Genomic DNA, 18,337 nt, shown 5'->3' on the forward strand with positions numbered 1-18,337 from the left:
CGTTTCTACGACCAGGCCAGGGCCAGCTCGCCTGTTCCCGCGATGGCGGGACGTGGCGCCGCGATTATCTGAGTGGTCGTGTCGGGATAAGGCGGCGCGGTGCTGTCACCAGCCGGTTCATTCAGCGTGAACCGACTCAGGGTCGCCACCAGGGCGCGTGACTGAGTCTGTTGCAAGGCGGTCGCTTGCGTGGCCTGCTGTACCAAGCTCAGGTTTTGCTGGGTGATCACATCCAGGTGGCTGACCGCCTGGCTGACCTGATTGATGCCGTTGGCCTGTTCCAGCGACGCATCGGCGATCTCATTGACCATGGTCTGTACCTGATTGACGGATTGGATGATGGCGTGGATGCTGCTGCCCGCTTCATCGACCAAGCTGGCGCCGTGATCCAGCTGGGCGACCGAATGCTTGATCAGTTGCTCGATGTCTTTGGCTGCGTCGGCAGAACGCTGTGCCAGGCTGCGAACTTCGGCGGCGACGACGGCGAATCCCTTGCCGTGGGTGCCGGCGCGGGCCGCTTCTACGGCGGCATTCAGGGCCAGGATATTGGTCTGGAAGGCAATCGTGTTGATCAGGTCGGTGATGTCGGTGATTTTTCTGGACCCCTGACGCACTTCGTGCATGGTCGCCACGGCATGGCCGACGGTGCTGCCGCCGGTTCTGGCGGCGGCGACGGCTTCGGCGGCGAGTGTTTTGGAACGTTCTGCGTTGGCGGCGTTCTGCGCCACCGTTGCCGCCAATTCCTCCATTGAGGCGGCAGCTTGCTGCAGCTTGCTTGCTTGTTCGTTACTGCTGTTGGCCAGACGCAGGTTGCCGTCGGAAATCTGGTGTGAAACCTGGGCAATGTGCCCAGCATGGTCTCGCACATCTTCGACGGTTCGGTGCAGCCCTTGCCCGATGCCATTCAGGGCCAGCAGGAGTTCCCCCAGCTCGTCGCTGCGCAGGACGGTGGTGTGGGCAGTCAAATCGCCTTGCGCAAGCCGCTGTGCCAAGCGCACGCCTTCGTTCAGGGGGCGTTTGATGGCGCAATACAGCTGCCATAAGGCAAGCATGCTGCAGGCGAGCAAGGCGGTGATTGCCGCTATCGCTAGAATGTGGGCATGCCGGTTGTCTCGGCTGGCCTGCTCCACCGATTGGGCGTAGCGCCCAGCCTGCATGGTGTCGAAATCGTCGATGGCCTGTGCGATATCAGCCGAGGCTTGAGCATATTGCTGACCAAAGATCATGACCTTGGCCAGCAAGGCATTGGGCAGCGCCACTTTGATGCCGCCCTGCCCGTCGTCCAGTTGCCCGCTGGCGGTGTTGATGGCGTTGACCTCGGTCTTGCCCAGTTCAACGAGCTGGGCATGTGCGGACTCCAGCCGTGCCATTTCCTCAGCGGTGAAGTCCAGTTGCCTGAATCGGTCCAGCATGGGGCGTTGCACACCATTTTGGTCGGGTGCCCGTCCGTGCAGAATATTCGTCAAGTGTTGGTAGTTTTCCTGAAATTCGGGCTGTTCGCTGGAGACAAAGGCCATGACGTCCCGCGACATCGCCTGGATCAGGTTTTTGTACTCCGTCGCAAACTGCGTGGCTTGGTAGCGCTTGGACTCGATGGATTTTAAGTGATCAATACTTTGGGTGAGGTGCTGCAGGGCGCCCAGCACCAGCAGTGACAACATCGTCAGGATGATTAAAAAAAAAGATGAAACCTTTCTTTAGAGTGAGGGTTTTTTTCATGGCCGCGTGATGTCCGTGTCCTGGTTGATCGGTGCGGTGATGCCGCCCGTGGTCGCAGGCGAATTATTGCAATGCAACATTACCGTTTCGTGTCTATTCGTTATCTTGGCAATCCACGAGCCAACCATGAACAGGAGCCGAAGCAGGGCGGGAGATCTTGCCTGTCTGGGTTACAATAGTCCTCCTTTCCTGAGGGGCGCTGCACCGGCCCTGCCGGCCACATGGGCCGCTTCAGCAGGCCGCCAGGCTCAGGAACCTTCTTTACGAACGGCGCCCATCGTTGTCCTGTGCGGACAGGGGTGGGCGTCCATCGCTTTCCGGTCAGCACAGGCTCTACAGGATCAGTATGAGCACTGCACACGACTACGTCATCGCCGACATCTCCCTGGCCGATTGGGGCCGCCGCGAACTCGCCATTGCCGAAACCGAAATGCCGGGTCTGATGGCGACGCGCGAAGAATTCGCCGCTGCCCAGCCCCTCAAGGGCGCCCGCATTGCAGGCAGCCTGCACATGACCATCCAGACAGCAGTCCTGATCGAAACCCTGACGGCACTGGGGGCCGAGGTTCGTTGGGCTTCATGCAATATCTTTTCCACCCAGGACCATGCGGCGGCAGCCATTGCGGCTGGCGGCACACCGGTATTTGCCGTCAAGGGCGAATCCCTGGAGGACTACTGGCAATACACGCATCGCATCTTCGATTGGCCAGGCGAACAGGCCAATATGATTCTGGACGATGGCGGCGATGCCACCTTGTTGTTGCACCTGGGTGCCAGGGCCGAGACCGATGCTTCGGTGATCAGCCAGCCTGACAACGAAGAAGAACGCGTGCTGTTTGCCGCGATCAAAGCCCAACTGGCCCAAGACCCCACCTGGTATTCCACGCGTCTGGCACAGATCCGGGGCGTGACCGAGGAAACCACGACTGGGGTGCACCGCCTGTATCAGATGTCGCAGCGCGGCGAACTCAAGATCTCCGCCATCAACGTCAATGATTCGGTCACCAAGTCCAAGTTCGACAACTTGTACGGCTGCCGCGAATCCCTGGTCGATGGCATCAAGCGCGCCACCGACGTCATGGTGGCAGGGAAAGTCGCCATCGTCTGCGGCTTTGGCGACGTGGGCAAGGGTTGTGCCCAGGCCCTGGCCGCCCTGCGCGCGCAGGTCTGGGTCACCGAAGTCGACCCCATTTGCGCCCTGCAGGCATCCATGGAAGGCTACCGGGTCGTTGACCTGAACGACCCCGATGTCGTCGAGCAGGCGGATATTTTCGTCACGGCCACCGGCAACTACCATGTCATCGACCGCGACCACCTGTACCGCATGAAGGACCAGGCCATCGTCTGCAATATTGGTCACTTCGACAGCGAAATCAACGTGGCTTCGGTGGAAGACCTGCAATGGGAAGAAATCAAGCCCCAGGTCGATCACATCATTTTCCCTGATGGCAAGCGCGTCATCTTGCTGGCCAAGGGCCGCCTGGTCAATCTGGGCTGCGCCACGGGTCACCCGTCGTTTGTGATGTCGGCATCGTTCACCAATCAGACCATCGCCCAGATCGAACTCTTTACGCGGGGCGATCATTACCAGACTGGTCAGGTGTATGTGCTGCCTAAGCACCTGGACGAAAAGGTCGCCCGCCTGCACCTCAAAAAGTTGGGTGTGAACCTGTCCACGCTGTCACAAAAACAGGCCGACTATATCGGTGTGCCCCAGCAGGGGCCCTTTAAGTCGGATCATTACCGCTATTAATCACCTTAAAGGACGTCATCATGCTATTGCTCGTTTGGATTCTGAACGCCGTGGCCTTGCTGGTTGTGGCCTATCTGCTGCCCGGCATTACGGTGGCGTCCTTTGGGTCGGCCCTGATTGCCGCCTTGGTGCTGGGCTTGCTCAACACCGTGGTCAAGCCCCTCTTGATTCTGCTGACCTTGCCGTTGACCGTGGTCACCCTGGGGCTGTTCCTGCTGGTGCTCAATGCCTTGGTGTTCTGGTGGGCGGGTTCTATCCTCAAGGGTTTCCAGGTGGAAGGGTTCTGGTGGGCCGTGATCGGTGCCATCATTTACAGCCTGGTGTCGGGGGCGCTGGCCAGCCTGCTGCTGCCTTCGGTCTGATTGCCTGTCTGCAAGGCACCAGCCGCGCTGATTTTTGTATTTCCAGCCCCGTCTGCGGGGCTGATTTTCTCTGGATATCATGCCAAACATAGCCCCCTCTCGGACCTCGGTCCTTAGTCTGGAGTATTTTCCCCCCCGCGATATCGCGGCCCAGGAACGTCTGGTGCGCTCGGCGAAACGTCTGGCGGCCCTGAATCCAGCGTATGTCAGTGTCACTTTCGGGGCCGGGGGATCAACCCGTGCCGGCACCGTGGATACGGTGCAGATGCTGCGCAACCTGGGCACGGATGTTGCCCCGCACTTGTCTTGCATCGGGGCCACCCGGGATGATTTGCGTGTCATCCTGGACGATTACCGTGATCGAGGCATCCGCCGTTTGGTTGCGCTGCGTGGCGACTTGCCGTCCGGGATGGGTGGCGATACCGGCGATCTGCACTATGCCAGCGAACTCGTGCGCTTTATTCGCGAGCAGTACGGCGATGCCTTTCACATCGAGGTCGCCGCCTATCCGGAAATGCACCCACAGGCCGAGAGCGCAGATCGGGATCTGCAGTATTTCGTCCAAAAAGTGCAGGCTGGTGCCGATGCCGCGATTACGCAGTATTTCTTCAATCCGGATGCCTATTTTGATTTTGTGGATCGGGCACTGGCCAAGGGCGTGGACATCCCGATCACGCCGGGCATCATGCCGATCACCAATTACACCCAGTTGGCGCGGTTTTCATCCATGTGCGGGTCCGAGATCCCGCGCTGGGTGCGTTTGCGGCTACAGGATTTCGGCGATGACAAAGCCTCCATCCGCGCTTTTGGGATGGATGTGATCACGCGGTTGTGCGCGCGCCTGCTGGAAAACGGTGCGCCGGGTCTGCATTTCTATACCTTGAATCATGCCGATGCCGTGGTGCAGATTGCCGAGAACCTGAACCTGAGTTGAGCTGAGCTTGCACCGGATCGTCGGCTGTGTACGCGCTGTAAAAAAAGCGTGCGCAGGATTTCGGGGATTGATGACAGATCCGGCGCGGAGAATTACAGGTCTGGCGCGGGAACAGGCCAGCCCTTGTCGGTCAGGATGCCATCCAGCGGGATGTCGTGGGACGCCGGGCTGTAGGGTTCGGCACTGATGTCTCCGGTGGCCCAGGCGATGCCGATGGCGGTGAAAGTATGGCCGCTGGCCCGCAGGGCGGCCAGGGTGCGGTCATAGTAGCCGCCGCCATAACCCAGGCGGTCGCCGTGGCGGGTGTAGCCCAGGGTGGGCACTAGCACCACATCGGGCAATGGGGCAGCAGGGCCGCAGGATTCCTGGATGCCATAGGCGCCGGCCCGCATGTCGGTATCCGGCGTCCACAATCGGAAGCTCAGGGCCGTATCCGGGGCAGTGACGACGGGCAGGGAGACGCTCAGGGTTTCGTCGTCGGCCCATTGGTGCAGCAAGGGCTGCAGCGCGGGTTCGTCGGGCATGGACCAGAATGCCGCAATATGGCGGATGTCGGGGCGCCCGGCCTCAAGCAGGCGGGTACGCTGGCTGGCCAGCCAGGTATACAGGCGTCCACGGATCAATAGGGCGCCGCGGCTGCGTTCGGTGGTGGTCAGAGCCTGGCGGCCTTGTTTCAGTCGCTTGCGCAGGGCGACTGCGTTATCCTGTGCGTTCTTATTCATATCGTATGTGCTGGTGGGGTAGCTAGATGGGCTTGGACATTCTACGGGATACGGCTGTGCCTGGTCAGGGTCGCCGGGCAGAAGCATTGTTGCTGCGCGGACGGGTACTGGCTTGGGGGTTGGTGGCGGCGCTGGGCCTGGCGGGCTGTGCGGCGGCGCGGGCGCCCTCCGATGCCGAGACGCAAGCCGGCGAGGCTGCTGTGCCGGTCAGCCAGGTGCTTGCCAAGGCCAATGCCAATGCCGGAGTAATCGCGCCGGATGTCCCGACCTACGTGCCGCCCGTGGTGCCGCCGGCCGCCAGGCAAGCCGTGGTTGACGCCTACGATGCTGTGCAGAAACGGCGCTGGGGCGATCTGGCGCGTCTGGTGCCTGTGGCGGCAGCAGACCCTGTGCTGGGTCAGTATCCGCGCTATTGGTTGCTGCGCAACCAGGTACAGAACCGCACTTTGCCGGTGCCCGATGCCGAGGTGCGGCAGTTCCTGGTGGATAATCCGGGCACCTATCTGGAAGATCGTCTGCGCGCTGATTGGATTATCGCGCTGGTGCGGGCGGGCAACTACGAACAGGCCCGGCGGATCGCCGTCCCATCCCGTCCGTCATCATCCCTGCAGTGCGCCTTGCTGCTGGCGCGGCACATGGCCGATAAGCGCGTCAAGGCCGTTGAGGTCATCGATGCCTTCGCGCCCAATCCCGATTGCTGGGGGCTGCTGGACCAGGCTGCCAACGACCATGTGCTCAGCCGCAACGAACTCAACGCACTGTTGCGCAATACCATGGAGTCCGGTCGCGCCAACGAGATCAATCGCATGGCGGCAGTGGTGTTCGATGATGATGCCATGGTGCAGTTTGCGGCCCTCATGAAGAACCCGCGCAAATGGCTGGAATCCCGCAGCCAGCCACGTCCTGGCACGGATACCGAACTAGCCGCCATTGCCTTGTCGCGTCTGGCGCGCAGCGATGACCGCCTCGAAGCCGCCAAATATGTGCAGGATCAATGGGCTGCCCGCATGCCGAAAGCCGACATGGAATGGGTCTGGGGCCAGTTTGGCCTGGTGGCAGCCCTGAATGTGGCCCCCGATGCTGCGCGCTGGTATCGTCAGTCAGGCCCTGTTCCCATGACGGATTACAACCATGCCTGGCAGGTGCGTGCCGAATTGCGTGCCGCCCCGATTCAGTGGAATCGGGTGGCCGATGCCATCCGCAAAATGACCTCGCTCCAGGCCGATGAGCCTGTTTGGCGCTACTGGTATGGGCGTGCGCTGGCGGCCCAGGGCAACGGCAAGGCCGCCCAGCAGTATTTCCAGTCCATCCGCTCGGATCTGGGTTTCTATGGCCAGCTTGCCGCTGAAGAACTGGGCGGTCTGCCTAGCTTGCCGCCCCAGCCGGCGCCCCTGGACCCCGCCTGGGTGGCTCAGGCCCGCAGCAATCCGGGACTACAGCGGGCGGTGGCCCTGTTTGATCAGGGCTGGCGACGCGAGGCCGTACCCGAGTGGAGTTTTGCCTTGCGCGGCATGTCGGATACCCAACTGCGTGGGGCGGCCGAGTTCGCCCGCAACGAGCATATCTACGATAGGGTGGTGAATACCTCCTTGCTGACCAAAAACGAGATCGACTTCAGCCAGCGTTTTATCGCTCCCTTCGAGGGCCGGGTGGCGGCCCAGGCGCGGCAAATCAATCTGGACCCGGCCTGGGTGTATGGCCTGATCCGTCAGGAATCGCGGTTCATCACGGATGCCCGCTCGCGCGTCGGGGCGTCGGGCCTGATGCAGCTGATGCCGGCCACGGCTAAGCACGTAGCCAAAAAAATCGGCATGAAGGACTTCAAGCCTAGTCAGGTCAACGATTTTGATACCAATACGGTGCTGGGCACCAGCTATATGGACATGGTGCTGCAGGGCTTGGGGGGATCACAACTGCTGGCCACAGCCGGGTATAACGCCGGGCCGGGCCGTCCAAAGCGCTGGCGTTCCCAGCTGCAGGCACCCGTCGAGGGTGCGATTTTTGCCGAGACCATCCCGTTTACCGAAACGCGCTTGTACGTTAAAAACGTCATGTCCAATGCCGTCTGGTATTCCATGCTGTTCAATGGTCGGCCTGAATCCCTGAAGGCCCGCCTGGGCATGGTCAATCCATGACGGATGCCGCCAGTCTGCCGCCAGCGCCTGATCGGGGATTTGACCCCCAGGACCCTGCCATTGCTGGTCTGGAGGTCTACCTGGTCGGCGGCGCCGTGCGCGACCAGTTGTTGGGCTTGCCTGCGGGGGATCGGGATTGGGTGGTGGTGGGGGCTACGCCGGAAATCATGGCGGGCCGGGGCTTTACCCCGGTGGGCGGGGATTTTCCCGTGTTTCTGCATCCGCGCACCCACGAGGAATACGCCTTGGCCCGCACCGAACGCAAGTCGGGCCGAGGCTACCATGGCTTTGTCTTTCATGCGGGACAGGATGTCACGCTGGCAGATGATCTGCAGCGGCGCGATCTGACCGTCAATGCCATCGCCCAGACGCCCGATGGCCGGTTGGTAGATCCGTTGGGGGGGGGCCAGGATGTGCAGGCCAGGGTCTTGCGGCATGTCGGGCCTGCATTTACCGAGGACCCGGTGCGCTTGCTGCGGCTGGCGCGTTTTGCCGCCCGCTTTGCCGACTTTTCCATTGCGCCGGAAACGCTGGCCTTGTGTCAGGCTCTGGTGCGGGATGGCGAGGTCGATGCGCTGGTGCCGGAGCGCGTCTGGCAGGAATTTGCCAAAGGCCTGATGACGCCGCGCCCTGGTCGCATGCTGGATGTATTGTCCGACTGTGGGGCGCTGGCCCGGGTCGCCCCTGGTCTGGTCTGGGATGCTTCCGTGGCGGTGGGCTTGGCGCGGGCGGCAGCGCGGGGCCTGTCCCTGGCGCAGCGTTATGCCCTCTTGTGTCGCGCCTCCACGCCGGATCTGCAGGATCATCTGCGCGCACCCGCTGCTTGCCGGGATTTGGCGCGCTTGCTGCCTGGGATGCTGGCACAGCTGGGCCTGATGGTCGTGGCAGATGATCCGTTGATGGCGGCGGCCTTTGGCCTGACGGAAGCTGGCGCTTTTTCCGCAGCGACTGCAGCCAGTCCGATTGTGGTTGCTGGTCCGCAGGCCTGGCTGGCCTTGTTCGAATCCTGTGATGCCATGCGCCGCCCCGATCGTTGTCTGACCTTGCTGGCTGCCGCCGCCTGTGTGATCCGGGGGGTGGATATTGCCGTCTGGGAGCACCGCCTGCAGGCAGTGCGTTCGATCGATGCCGGGGCAATCGCCCGCGAGGCAGGCGGCGATGCCGTTCGTATCCGCGAGGGCCTGCGCCAGGCACGCTTGCGCGTATTATCTCTTCCAGGGGGCATTTCTGCCCCAGCTTGATCGCTTCTGGTGATCCTACTTTGACTATGCCCGCCACCCTCGAGGACAAGCCCGTCCTGGTTTTTGATTCCGGCATCGGAGGCTTGACCGTCCTGCGTGAAGCCCGGGTTCTGATGCCGGAGCGTCGATTCGTCTATGTTGCCGATGATGCGGCTTTCCCCTATGGCAGCTGGGCGGAAGACGCACTATGCGAACATCTGCTGGAATTACTGGGGCGTCTGCTGCAGGATCACGCGCCTGCGCTGTGCATCGTGGCCTGCAATACGGCCTTTACCATTGCGGGGGGGGCGTTGCGTGCGGCCTATCCGCAGGTACCGTTTGTCGGGACTGTGCCTGCCATCAAGCCTGCTGCTGAACGGACGCGTTCGGGTCTGGTGTCGGTGCTGGCTACCCCCGGAACGGTGCAGCGCGACTATACCCGAAGCCTGATCCGATCCTTTGCCGCGCGTTGCCGGGTGCAGTTGGTCGGCTCGGATCGCTTGGCGGGCATGGCCGAATCCTATATGCGCGGCCTGCCGATTTCCGATGCGGAAATCGGTGCCGAGATCAACGATTGTTTTGTCTGTGATGGCGACGCCCGTACCGATATCGTGGTGCTGGGGTGTACGCACTATCCATTTCTGGCCAATGTATTTCGACGCCTGGCCCCTTGGCCGGTGGATTGGCTGGACCCTGCCGAGGCCATTGCGCGGCATGCGCGCAGCCTGCTGCCGCTGGATGGTCAGGCGCTGCATCCGCAGACGCCTGACCGCGCACTGTTTACCCAGGGGACGCCGGATTTTTTGACGCGCCGCCTGATGAACAGCTTTGGGCTGGTGGTCGATTGAATGGATATCCAGGGTGTTTTGTCGTGCCCTGGGCCTGCGGGCCTGTCGTCGGACTACAGGCTATCCCGGCGGTCGCCGCGTGTAAAGCCCAGCAGGGGGCCATCGATGTCGCGGCCAATGGCCAGCACCTTGAAGAGCTCGCCCATTTCGGCTTCGGAGAGCAGAGTATTCAAGGCAGTCAGTTGCTGCGCCCGTTCGGCGGTTTGCTCGCCAGGGGCGTGAATCAGGTTCATCAGTCCCGTATTCATCAGAAATCGTGCCTGAGTGGCATAGCCCAGCACGTCCAAGCCGCCGTCCAGGGCAGCATCGGCCATGGCGGTGAAGTCTACGTGGGTGGTGATGTCTTGCAGTCCGGCCAGGATCAGTGCCTGGTCGTGTGCGTGATGGCGGAAATGGCACATTAACGTGCCTTGTATGCGCTGGGGATGATAGAACTCGGCCTGGGGAAAGCCATAATCGATCAGCAAAGCCGCACCGCATTGCAGCCAGTGGCCCAGGTCGCGAACCCAGGCTTCGGCTTGCAGATTGATTTCCGATTGATAGCCCGGCAAGGCGGGCATGCGGGCTGCAATCAGATCGGCAGTATCCGCAGATGCCGGGCGCAGTGCCCAGGCAAAGGGGATATCGGGGGTATTGTCCACCTGTGTGTTGGCGGTCACGCCCAGCACGTGGGGAGTGCCAGATTCATCCCAGCAAAACAGCGTGGCGGGCATGGCATCCAGCACTTCATTGGCCAGCACGCATCCGTTGAAATTGGCGGGTGTCTGATCCAGCCATTGCACCTGGCTGCCCCATGGGGCGAGCCGGGTCTGTTGGCGGGCACGCAGATCGGCCGATAATTCCAGAATCTGATAGTCCACCTGATGACCCAGTGCTTGCAGGGCTGGGATCAATGCGGCAGCCAATGCGCCTGATCCAGCACCGAATTCCAGTACCGTATTGCTGTGGCTGGCTTGCAGGATCTGTGCTATTTGGGGGGCCAGGGATTGGCCAAACAGCGGGCTGATTTCCGGGGCGGTGGTGAAGTCGCCATCCCGATGAAACTTGATGCTGCCCGCGCTGTAATAGCCCAGGCCGGGCTCGTACAGGGCTGCCTGCATCCAGGCTTCAAAAGACAGCCAGCCGCCTGCATCCCGGATGCGGTCCAGCAGCATGGCCTGCACGCGGGCGCCATGAACACAGGCGTCTGCGTCAGGCGTGGGCAGGCCAGCCGGGATCTGGACGGCAGGCGGGGCGATCATTACTTAGGCAAAGCGGGGGCGCGGGGCGGCTTGAGTGCTGTGCTCTGGCCGGGCTTGGCGCTTGAAGCCGGGCTTGGCGCCCGCTTTGCTGTCTGCACGCGGGGCGAACTTGCCTGGGCCCGAACGGCTGTCTTGGCGGCGGGAATGACCAGCGCGGGCAGCGTCGCTTGCGCCGAATTCGCTGCGATGTGCTGGGCGGCTACGTGCCGGGCGCGTATCGCCGCCGTCATCGGTGCGGGCTTCCCAGGGCTTGCGAGGAGCACCTGCGAAACCTTCGCGTTCCTTATGCCAGGGTTTGGCGCCACCGGCAGAAGCGTCGCGGTCCTTATGCCAAGGCTTGGCGCCACCGGCAGAGGCGTCGCGTTCCTTATGCCAGGGCTTGGCGCCACCGGCAGAGGCGTCGCGGTCCTTATGCCAAGGCTTGGCGCCACCGGCAGAGGCGTCACGGTCCTTGTGCCAGGGCTTGGCACCACCCGCAGAGGCGTCACGGTCTTGCTGCCAGGCCGCTGGCTTGCGGCCTTGGTATCCGCCACCCGGTTTGCCGTGTGCTGGCTTATGGGTAGGACGGTCTTTCCAGGTGGGGCGCACGGATTGGCGCGGCTCCAGGCCGGGGATGATGTCGGTGGGGATGGACTGACCGATGAATTGTTCGATGCGACGGATCTTGTGGCGTTCGGAGGCGACCGCCAGGGTGATGGCCTGGCCATCACGTCCGGCGCGACCCGTGCGGCCAATCCGGTGCACGTAGTCTTCGGCCTGCATGGGCAGGTCGTAGTTGACGGCATGGGTGATGGTTTGCACGTCGATACCGCGAGCGGCAACGTCGGTGGCGACCAGCACGCGGACCCGGCCATTTTGTACCAGACCCAAAGTGCGGGTGCGTTGGCGTTGGTTCATGTCGCCATGCAGGGCGGCAGCGGAAAAGCCTTCTTCGGACAGATGTTCGGCCAGATCGTCGGCGCCGCGTTTTGTGGCGGTGAAGACAATGGCCTGATCCAGGCTGGTGTCACGCAGCAGGTGGTCCAACAGGCGCAGTTTGTGGGCGCGATCATCGGCGTACAGCAGATGCTGTGTGATATTGCTGTGTTTTTGGTGGGGTGCCGCGATCTCGATGCGCTCAGGATCATGCATCAGATTGGCGGCCAGCTTTGCCACCGTGCCATCCAGCGTGGCCGAGAACAGCAGCGTCTGGCGGTCATTCGGGGTGGCGCCGACAATCGTCTCGATGTCTTCGATGAAGCCCATGTCCAGCATGCGATCGGCTTCGTCCAGCACCAGGGTCTGTACCGTGGACAGGTTGACGCGGCGTGCCTGCAGGTGATCAAGCAGACGGCCTGGGGTGGCGACCAGCACGTCGACGCGCTTGGCCAGGGATTTGAGTTGGGCACCGTAAGGCATGCCGCCGACCACGGTGGCGACGCGCAGGCCGTCCAATTTCTTGCCATAGGCGCGGGCGGCATCAGCCACCTGCATGGCCAGTTCGCGGGTGGGGGTCAGCACCAGCACCTGTACCCCACGGCCGCCGGGGCCGGTGCTGTGGCTGAGATGCTGCAATGAGGGCAGCATGAAGGCGGCGGTCTTGCCGCTGCCGGTCTGGGATGACACCATCAGGTCGTGGCCTGCCAGCGCTTTGGGGATGGCGGCAGACTGCACCGCAGTTGGCGTGGCAATGCCCTGTTCGTTAAGGGCGGACACGAGCTTGGGGTCGAGCCCCAGAGAGTCGAAAGACATGAGTTTCCTTGGCCCGCATAGAGTGCGGACGATGTGCTGCGGGGCGCTGAAAATGGCCCCGTCGGGTTATTGCTGCGGATGTCTGCCGCGCAAGTCAGTCGCATGTGCCGACCGGATCAACCCAAATAGCGCATCGTGTGGGCAAAAGCATGGTGAAAACCATGTTGCCTTGGGTGGTCCATCGCGTTATTGAAAACAGCGTATATCGGGATCACCAGACGCCAAACCAAGGTCAGGAGGTCAGAAAACAAGCAATCCAAGACTATATCATAGGGATTAACCCTTAGCGAGTAATTTCAATGCTTGTGTCGAATTTACGGCAATCTGTGGCGAAAAAGCTGCGGACGTTGCGGACTCGGGGATCTCCGGTCAGGCAGCGCAGCGCCAACGCCTGATAGGCCGCCATGTCGGCTACCTGGGCGATCAGAACGAAGTCGGGGCCGCTGCTGACCCGATAGCACTGCCGGATGGCGGGCTCGGCCAGCAGCTTGGCCTCGAAGGCATCGGCCTGGGCAGCGCCCTGGCCATCCAGCGAGACCTCGATGATGGCGGTCAGCCCTGTGCCCATCAAGGCAGGGTCCAGAATGGCGACGCGGCGCTGGATGTGACCGGATTGCACCAGTTTGCGTACCCGGCGCAGGCATGTCGGGGGCGAGGCATGCACGCGTGCGGCCAGGTCCTGATTGCTGATGGCGCAGTCATGCTGCAGTTGATTCAGGATGCGCAAATCCAGGTCGTCCAGCTCAGTCATTGAAATATTATTTCATTTATATTGAGTAATGAAATTATAATTCATAAGAACTTATAAAATGAAATCTTATTTCTTCTGATTCGGGACACAATACTAAAAATCAGTCCAAGCCAGGAGCTTCTCTATGTGCGGTATCGTCGGCGCAGTGGCGCGTCACAACATTGTTCCTATCATGCTGGAAGGCCTGCGCCGTCTGGAATATCGCGGATACGACTCCTGCGGGGTGGCCGTACACACGGGGACCGGCCTGCAGCGCGTGCGCAGCACCCAGCGGGTGGCCGAACTCATTGCCCAGGTGGATCATGATCAGGTCCAGGGCCTGACCGGCATTGCCCATACGCGTTGGGCGACGCATGGTGCGCCGGTCACCCATAATGCCCACCCGCATTTTTCCGGCCCGGAATCCGGTTCGCCGCGCATTGCGCTGGTGCATAACGGCATCATTGAAAACCATGATGTCTTGCGTGCCGAGCTGCAGGCGCTCGGCTACGTGTTCCATAGCCAGACCGATACCGAGGTCATTGCCCACTTGGTAGACCATCTATACGACGGGGATTTGCTGGCTGCCGTGCAGCAAGCCGTTCGACGTCTGGATGGCGCCTATGCCATTGCCGTGTTTTGCGCCCAGGAACCCCATCGCGTGGTGGGTGCGCGCCAGGGCTCGCCCCTGGTGGTGGGCTGCAGCGATCAGGGCAATTATCTGGCATCGGATGCCCTGGCGCTGGCAGGCACCACTGACCAGATCATGTACCTGGAGGACGGCGATGTGGTGGATCTCCAGCTCGCGCGCGTCTGGGTCAGCGATGCCCAAGGCAATCCGGTGGACCGCCCCGTGCATACCGTCCAGGCGCATACCGGCGAGGCCGAACTCGGCCCCTATCGCCACTTCATGCAAAAAGAAATCTTCGAACAGCCGCGTGCGGTGGGCGATACCCTGCAGGGGATCGACGCCATCATGCCGGAACTCTTTGGCGACGGTGCGTACGCAGCCTTCAAGGCGATTGATCGGGTGTTGATCCTGGCTTGCGGCACCAGCTACTACGCGGGCCTGACCGCGCGCTATTGGATCGAATCCCTGGCCGGCATTCCGGTCAATGTGGAAATCGCCAGCGAATATCGCTACCGCACCAGCGTCCCCGATCCGCGCACGCTGGTGGTCACCATCTCGCAGTCCGGCGAGACCGCCGATACCCTGGCCGCCTTGAAGCACGCCCGCCGCCTGGGCATGGAACATACCCTGACCATCTGCAATGTCGCGACCAGCGCCATGGTGCGTGAATGCAAATTGGCTTTCATCACCCGGGCCGGGGTCGAAATCGGCGTGGCCTCCACCAAAGCGTTCACCACCCAGTTGACCGCCCTGTATCTATTGACCCTGACCCTGGCGCAGTCCCGGGGCCGACTGGACGATGCCGCCGAGCAGCAGGCCATCAAGGCCTTGCGCCACTTGCCGTCTGCGATTGCTGCGGTGCTTGCGCTGGAACCCCAGATCATTGCCTGGGCCGAGCGCTTCGCCAGCAAGGAAAACGCCTTGTTCCTGGGGCGTGGGATGCATTACCCCATCGCCCTCGAAGGCGCCCTGAAGCTGAAGGAAATCAGCTATATCCACGCCGAGGCCTATCCCGCCGGCGAACTGAAACACGGCCCGCTGGCACTGGTGACGGACGCCATGCCGGTGGTGACGGTGGCGCCGCACGATGAGCTATTGGAAAAACTGAAATCCAATATGCAGGAAGTGCGCGCCCGAGGGGGCGAACTCTACGTCTTTGCCGATGCTGATTCCCAGATCACGGCGACTCCGGGCATGCATGTGATCCGTATGCCCGAGCACTACGGCAAGCTATCCCCCATTGTGCACACCATTCCCTTGCAATTGCTGGCCTACCATACCGCCTGCGTGCGGGGGACCGATGTGGACAAGCCGCGCAATCTGGCCAAAAGCGTGACGGTGGAATAAGTCCAGGGGGGCTGGCCGCGCCGACTAGATCCCCCATTCGCGCTGGCCGACGTGCTCGTGCAGGTATTGCACAAAGGCCTCGGCGGCTGGCGACAGGCTGGCGTGCTGACGGCTGTAGATGAAAAACTGCCGACGGATTTCCGGGTCGTGCAGCAGCCGCATGCGCAGGCCGTACAGGTCCACCAGATGCTGGGCATAGGGCAGGCCGGCGGTCACGCCCAGGCCTGCATTCACCATGCTCAGGGCCGTGCTCATGAAAGTCACCTCGTGGCTGGGCCGCACGGGGGTGATCGAGGACTGCTTCTGCAGGTCTATCGCCAGTTGATCCGTGAATTGCCCCTGCAGCACGATCACCGGATGGCGCATCAGGTCGGCCCAGCCGATTCTTTTCAGGCTGTCCAAGGGGTGCCCCGGCGGGAAGACTGCCATGAACGGCAGATCGAACAGCGGATCGGCGACCACGTCCGATAGCCCTTCGCGGGACGGACCGATGCTGATATCGACCTCGCCGCGCACGGCCTGTGCAATGGCGCTTTCGACGGCGCAATCCATCAGATGGATCTGGATGTCGGGATGTGCCTGCCGAAAGCCGGCGATGACCTCCGGGATCAGCGTGCTGGCCATCAACTGGGGGGCGGCAATGCGGACAATGCCTCGGCGCAGGCGCTTCAGGTTGTCAATATTATCCAGCGCACCGTCCAGGTCGCGCAGCACCCGCGTGGCCACCGAATGAAATTCACGGCCTACCTCCGAGAGCTGAATGCGCCGCGTGCTGCGGTCCACCAGCCGGACGCCCAGTTGGGTTTCAAGCTCTTTGATCAGCCCGCTGAGGGCGGATTGCGTGATGTGCAGGGATTCGGCTGCCCGTGTGAAGCCGCCGGTACGGGCCAATGCCACAAAGGCGCGCAACTGGCGCAAGGTCACATCCATCACAATTCCTTATGAATCAATGGTAAAAAACTGTTTGTATGATAGCTGGAAACCGCTTCTAATGACTGGCACAAGGAGACAAATGATGCATAAAAAATATCACACAGGGCACCAGCATGCTTGATCGTGCCGCTCATCTGATCACCCGGGGGTTCGAAATACTGATTGTCATCAGCTTGGCAGTCATGGGGGTGTTGGTATTTGGCAATGTCGTGCTGCGCTATGCCTTTAACTCCGGCATTGCCATCTCCGAGGAACTATCCCGCCTGTTGTTCGTGTGGCTGATTTTCCTGGGCGCCGTGCTGGCCTCTGCGTATCGCATTCATATCGGCTTTGATTCTCTCCAGCAGGCACTCAGCCCTCGCTGGCGCCGGGTGCTGCAGATCTGTAATGGCGTGCTGATCCTGATTGGTTGCGCGATCTTCATCGTCGGGGGCTGGGATCAGACCTTGATCAATCTGGGCAACAGCTATCCGGTCATGGGGATTTCCTATGCCTGGCTGTATGGGGTGGCGCTGGTGTTCGGGATTGCCCTGATTTTTCCGGTGTGCAATAACCTGCGGCGCGCCATCCGGGGGACGGACGAAGGCCTGACCGAGGACCTGTCCGGGCGCATCGAAGCGCTGGCCGAACGGATGGAGCATGACGCCGACGCGCGCTCATCCAGTGATAAACCTGCCCGGCATGCGGCCGGACCAGGAGACCGGCCATGACTGCCATCGTCTTTATTACCTCATTGCTGGGCCTTATTGCGATGGGGCTGCCGATTGCGTTTGCCCTGATGTTCGCCGGGGTGGCGCTGATGCTGCTGACCGGGCAGTTCGATGCCCAGATCGTGGTGCAAAATGCCATTGCCGGGGCGGATAATTTTGTGCTGATGGCCGTGCCGTTCTTCATTCTGGCAGGCGAGTTCATGAATGCGGGGGGGTTGTCCAAGCGCATCGTCGAGATGGCCAGTGCCTTTGTGGGCCATCTGCGTGGCGGTTTGGGTTATGTGGCGATTTTTGCCGGGATTCTGCTGGCCAGCCTGTCGGGTTCGGCCGTGGCCGATACCGCTGCGCTGGCGGCCATTCTGGTGCCGATGATGCGCCAGGCGGGCTATGACCCTGCCCGGGCCTGCGGTCTGATGGCGGCCAGCGGCATTATTGCGCCGGTGATCCCGCCTTCCATCGGCTTTTTGATTTTTGGCGTGGTGGCCAATGTATCCATCACCCGACTGTTTTTGGCCGGCATCGTGCCTGGCATCATGATGGGTCTGGTGCTGATCATTGCCTGGTGGATCGTGGCACGGCGCCAGCAGGTGGCCGTGTCTCCCCGGGTGCCTTGGGGCCGTCGCCTGCGGCTGCTGGGCCGCGGGGGCTGGGCATTGATGCTGCCGGTCATCATTATCGGTGGCTTGCGCTTCGGGATCTTCACCCCGACGGAATCTGCCGTGGTGGCCGCCGCCTATGCCTTGTTTGTCGGCCTGGTCGTGTATCGGGAACTCGACGGCCCCAAAATCTACGAATGTCTGTTGTCCACGGCGCGCACCACTTCGGTCGTCCTGTTGCTGGCATCCCTGGCCATGGTGGCGTCCTACATGATTACGATCACCGATATTTCAGGGCAAGTCGGCGAGAGCCTGCAGGGGCTGTCCGAGCATCCGATGATCCTGATCGCGGCCATGATGTTCGTGGTGTTCCTGGCTGGCATGGTGCTGGACTTCATCCCCATCGTGCTGATCTTCACGCCCGTATTTTTGCCCATCGTCCGGGCTGCCGATATCGATCCCGTGTATTTCGGGGTGATCTTCATCATGAACTGCTCGATTGGCATGATCACCCCGCCGGTCGGGGTAGTCCTGAACGTCGTCAGTTCGGTGGGCAAGGTCACCTTGTCGCAGGCAGCGCGCGGGATCATGCCCTTTTTGCTGGCCTTGATGGCCTTGCTGATTTTATTGATTCTTTTCCCGGCATTGGTGACAGTGCCAGCCCAATGGTGGCGTTAATGCCCGGCCAATCGCCGCAGCAGTCGCCCCGATCATCATCCCAGGAG

At 61.7% G+C, this 18,337-nt stretch carries 15 protein-coding genes and 1 riboswitch; of the genes, 9 read left to right on the plus strand and 6 right to left on the minus strand.

The genetic code is table 11. The features are described 5' to 3' along the window. Nucleotides 1–5: 5 nt before the first annotated feature. Nucleotides 6–1,661 (minus strand): methyl-accepting chemotaxis protein, encoded by a 1,656-nt coding sequence (locus VDP81_RS08985; RefSeq protein ID WP_323012091.1) that lies wholly within the window; start codon nucleotides 1,659–1,661, stop codon nucleotides 6–8. Between the two features lie 243 nt (nucleotides 1,662–1,904). Continuing rightward, a riboswitch (S-adenosyl-L-homocysteine riboswitch) is annotated at nucleotides 1,905–2,002 on the plus strand. 63 nt (nucleotides 2,003–2,065) lie between these two features. On the opposite strand from VDP81_RS08985, the gene ahcY reads away from it, so the two are divergent. From ahcY to metF, 3 genes are all read left to right on the plus strand, one after another. Then, nucleotides 2,066–3,472: an adenosylhomocysteinase gene (gene ahcY, locus VDP81_RS08990; protein WP_323012092.1), complete on the plus strand. Its 1,407-nt coding sequence runs from the start codon at nucleotides 2,066–2,068 to the stop codon at nucleotides 3,470–3,472. Nucleotides 3,473–3,489: 17 nt separating this feature from the next. Continuing rightward, entirely contained in the window at nucleotides 3,490–3,834 is a 345-nt protein-coding gene (locus VDP81_RS08995; protein ID WP_322996431.1) for a phage holin family protein, read from the plus strand. Nucleotides 3,835–3,913: 79 nt separating this feature from the next. Further along, complete coding sequence (gene metF, locus VDP81_RS09000) at nucleotides 3,914–4,768, plus strand: methylenetetrahydrofolate reductase [NAD(P)H] (RefSeq protein WP_323012093.1); 855 nt, start codon at nucleotides 3,914–3,916, stop codon at nucleotides 4,766–4,768. A 92-nt stretch (nucleotides 4,769–4,860) separates the two neighbouring features. Here the strand turns inward: metF and VDP81_RS09005 are convergent, their stop codons facing one another. Beyond that, complete coding sequence (locus VDP81_RS09005) at nucleotides 4,861–5,490, minus strand: 5-formyltetrahydrofolate cyclo-ligase (RefSeq protein WP_323012094.1); 630 nt, start codon at nucleotides 5,488–5,490, stop codon at nucleotides 4,861–4,863. A gap of 26 nt (nucleotides 5,491–5,516) precedes the next feature. Between VDP81_RS09005 and VDP81_RS09010 the strand changes: the two genes are divergently transcribed. From VDP81_RS09010 to murI, 3 genes are read left to right on the plus strand one after another with little or no spacing between them, the layout of a single operon-like run. Then, on the plus strand, nucleotides 5,517–7,625 hold the full coding sequence (locus tag VDP81_RS09010; protein ID WP_323012095.1) for a transglycosylase SLT domain-containing protein: 2,109 nt from the start codon (nucleotides 5,517–5,519) through the stop codon (nucleotides 7,623–7,625). Next, the gene (locus tag VDP81_RS09015; protein WP_323012096.1) at nucleotides 7,622–8,866 is read left to right on the plus strand and encodes a hypothetical protein; all 1,245 of its coding nucleotides are present in this window, start codon (nucleotides 7,622–7,624) and stop codon (nucleotides 8,864–8,866) included. The genes VDP81_RS09010 and VDP81_RS09015 overlap by 4 nt, the downstream gene beginning before the upstream one ends. Nucleotides 8,867–8,892: 26 nt before the next feature. Then, nucleotides 8,893–9,693 (plus strand): glutamate racemase, encoded by an 801-nt coding sequence (gene murI, locus VDP81_RS09020; RefSeq protein WP_322996004.1) that lies wholly within the window; start codon nucleotides 8,893–8,895, stop codon nucleotides 9,691–9,693. 53 nt (nucleotides 9,694–9,746) lie between these two features. On the opposite strand, the gene VDP81_RS09025 is transcribed toward murI, so the two are convergent. The 3 genes from VDP81_RS09025 to VDP81_RS09035 form a co-directional block, all read right to left on the minus strand. Then, a complete protein-coding gene (locus tag VDP81_RS09025; protein WP_322996005.1) occupies nucleotides 9,747–10,934 on the minus strand; it encodes a class I SAM-dependent methyltransferase in 1,188 nt (395 codons plus the stop codon). A 3-nt stretch (nucleotides 10,935–10,937) separates the two neighbouring features. Continuing rightward, nucleotides 10,938–12,665, minus strand: a complete 1,728-nt coding sequence (locus VDP81_RS09030; RefSeq protein WP_323012097.1) for a DEAD/DEAH box helicase — start codon at nucleotides 12,663–12,665, stop codon at nucleotides 10,938–10,940. Nucleotides 12,666–12,948: 283 nt separating this feature from the next. Beyond that, nucleotides 12,949–13,416 (minus strand): Lrp/AsnC family transcriptional regulator, encoded by a 468-nt coding sequence (locus VDP81_RS09035; RefSeq protein WP_323012098.1) that lies wholly within the window; start codon nucleotides 13,414–13,416, stop codon nucleotides 12,949–12,951. Between the two features lie 124 nt (nucleotides 13,417–13,540). Between VDP81_RS09035 and glmS the strand changes: the two genes are divergently transcribed. Continuing rightward, nucleotides 13,541–15,373: a glutamine--fructose-6-phosphate transaminase (isomerizing) gene (glmS, locus tag VDP81_RS09040; protein WP_322996008.1), complete on the plus strand. Its 1,833-nt coding sequence runs from the start codon at nucleotides 13,541–13,543 to the stop codon at nucleotides 15,371–15,373. Between the two features lie 24 nt (nucleotides 15,374–15,397). On the opposite strand, the gene VDP81_RS09045 is transcribed toward glmS, so the two are convergent. Continuing rightward, nucleotides 15,398–16,303, minus strand: coding sequence for a LysR family transcriptional regulator (locus VDP81_RS09045; protein ID WP_323012099.1), 906 nt, complete (start codon nucleotides 16,301–16,303; stop codon nucleotides 15,398–15,400). Between the two features lie 116 nt (nucleotides 16,304–16,419). Between VDP81_RS09045 and VDP81_RS09050 the strand changes: the two genes are divergently transcribed. Together VDP81_RS09050 and VDP81_RS09055 are read left to right on the plus strand one after the other, a co-directional pair. Next, nucleotides 16,420–17,016, plus strand: coding sequence for a TRAP transporter small permease (locus VDP81_RS09050; protein WP_323012100.1), 597 nt, complete (start codon nucleotides 16,420–16,422; stop codon nucleotides 17,014–17,016). Beyond that, complete coding sequence (locus tag VDP81_RS09055; protein WP_323012101.1) at nucleotides 17,013–18,290, plus strand: TRAP transporter large permease subunit; 1,278 nt, start codon at nucleotides 17,013–17,015, stop codon at nucleotides 18,288–18,290. The genes VDP81_RS09050 and VDP81_RS09055 overlap by 4 nt, the downstream gene beginning before the upstream one ends. The last annotated feature ends 47 nt before the right edge of the window (nucleotides 18,291–18,337 follow it).

Source organism: Castellaniella sp., from assembly GCF_034675845.1.
In the GTDB taxonomy this organism is placed as follows: Bacteria; Pseudomonadota; Gammaproteobacteria; order Burkholderiales; family Burkholderiaceae_B; genus Castellaniella.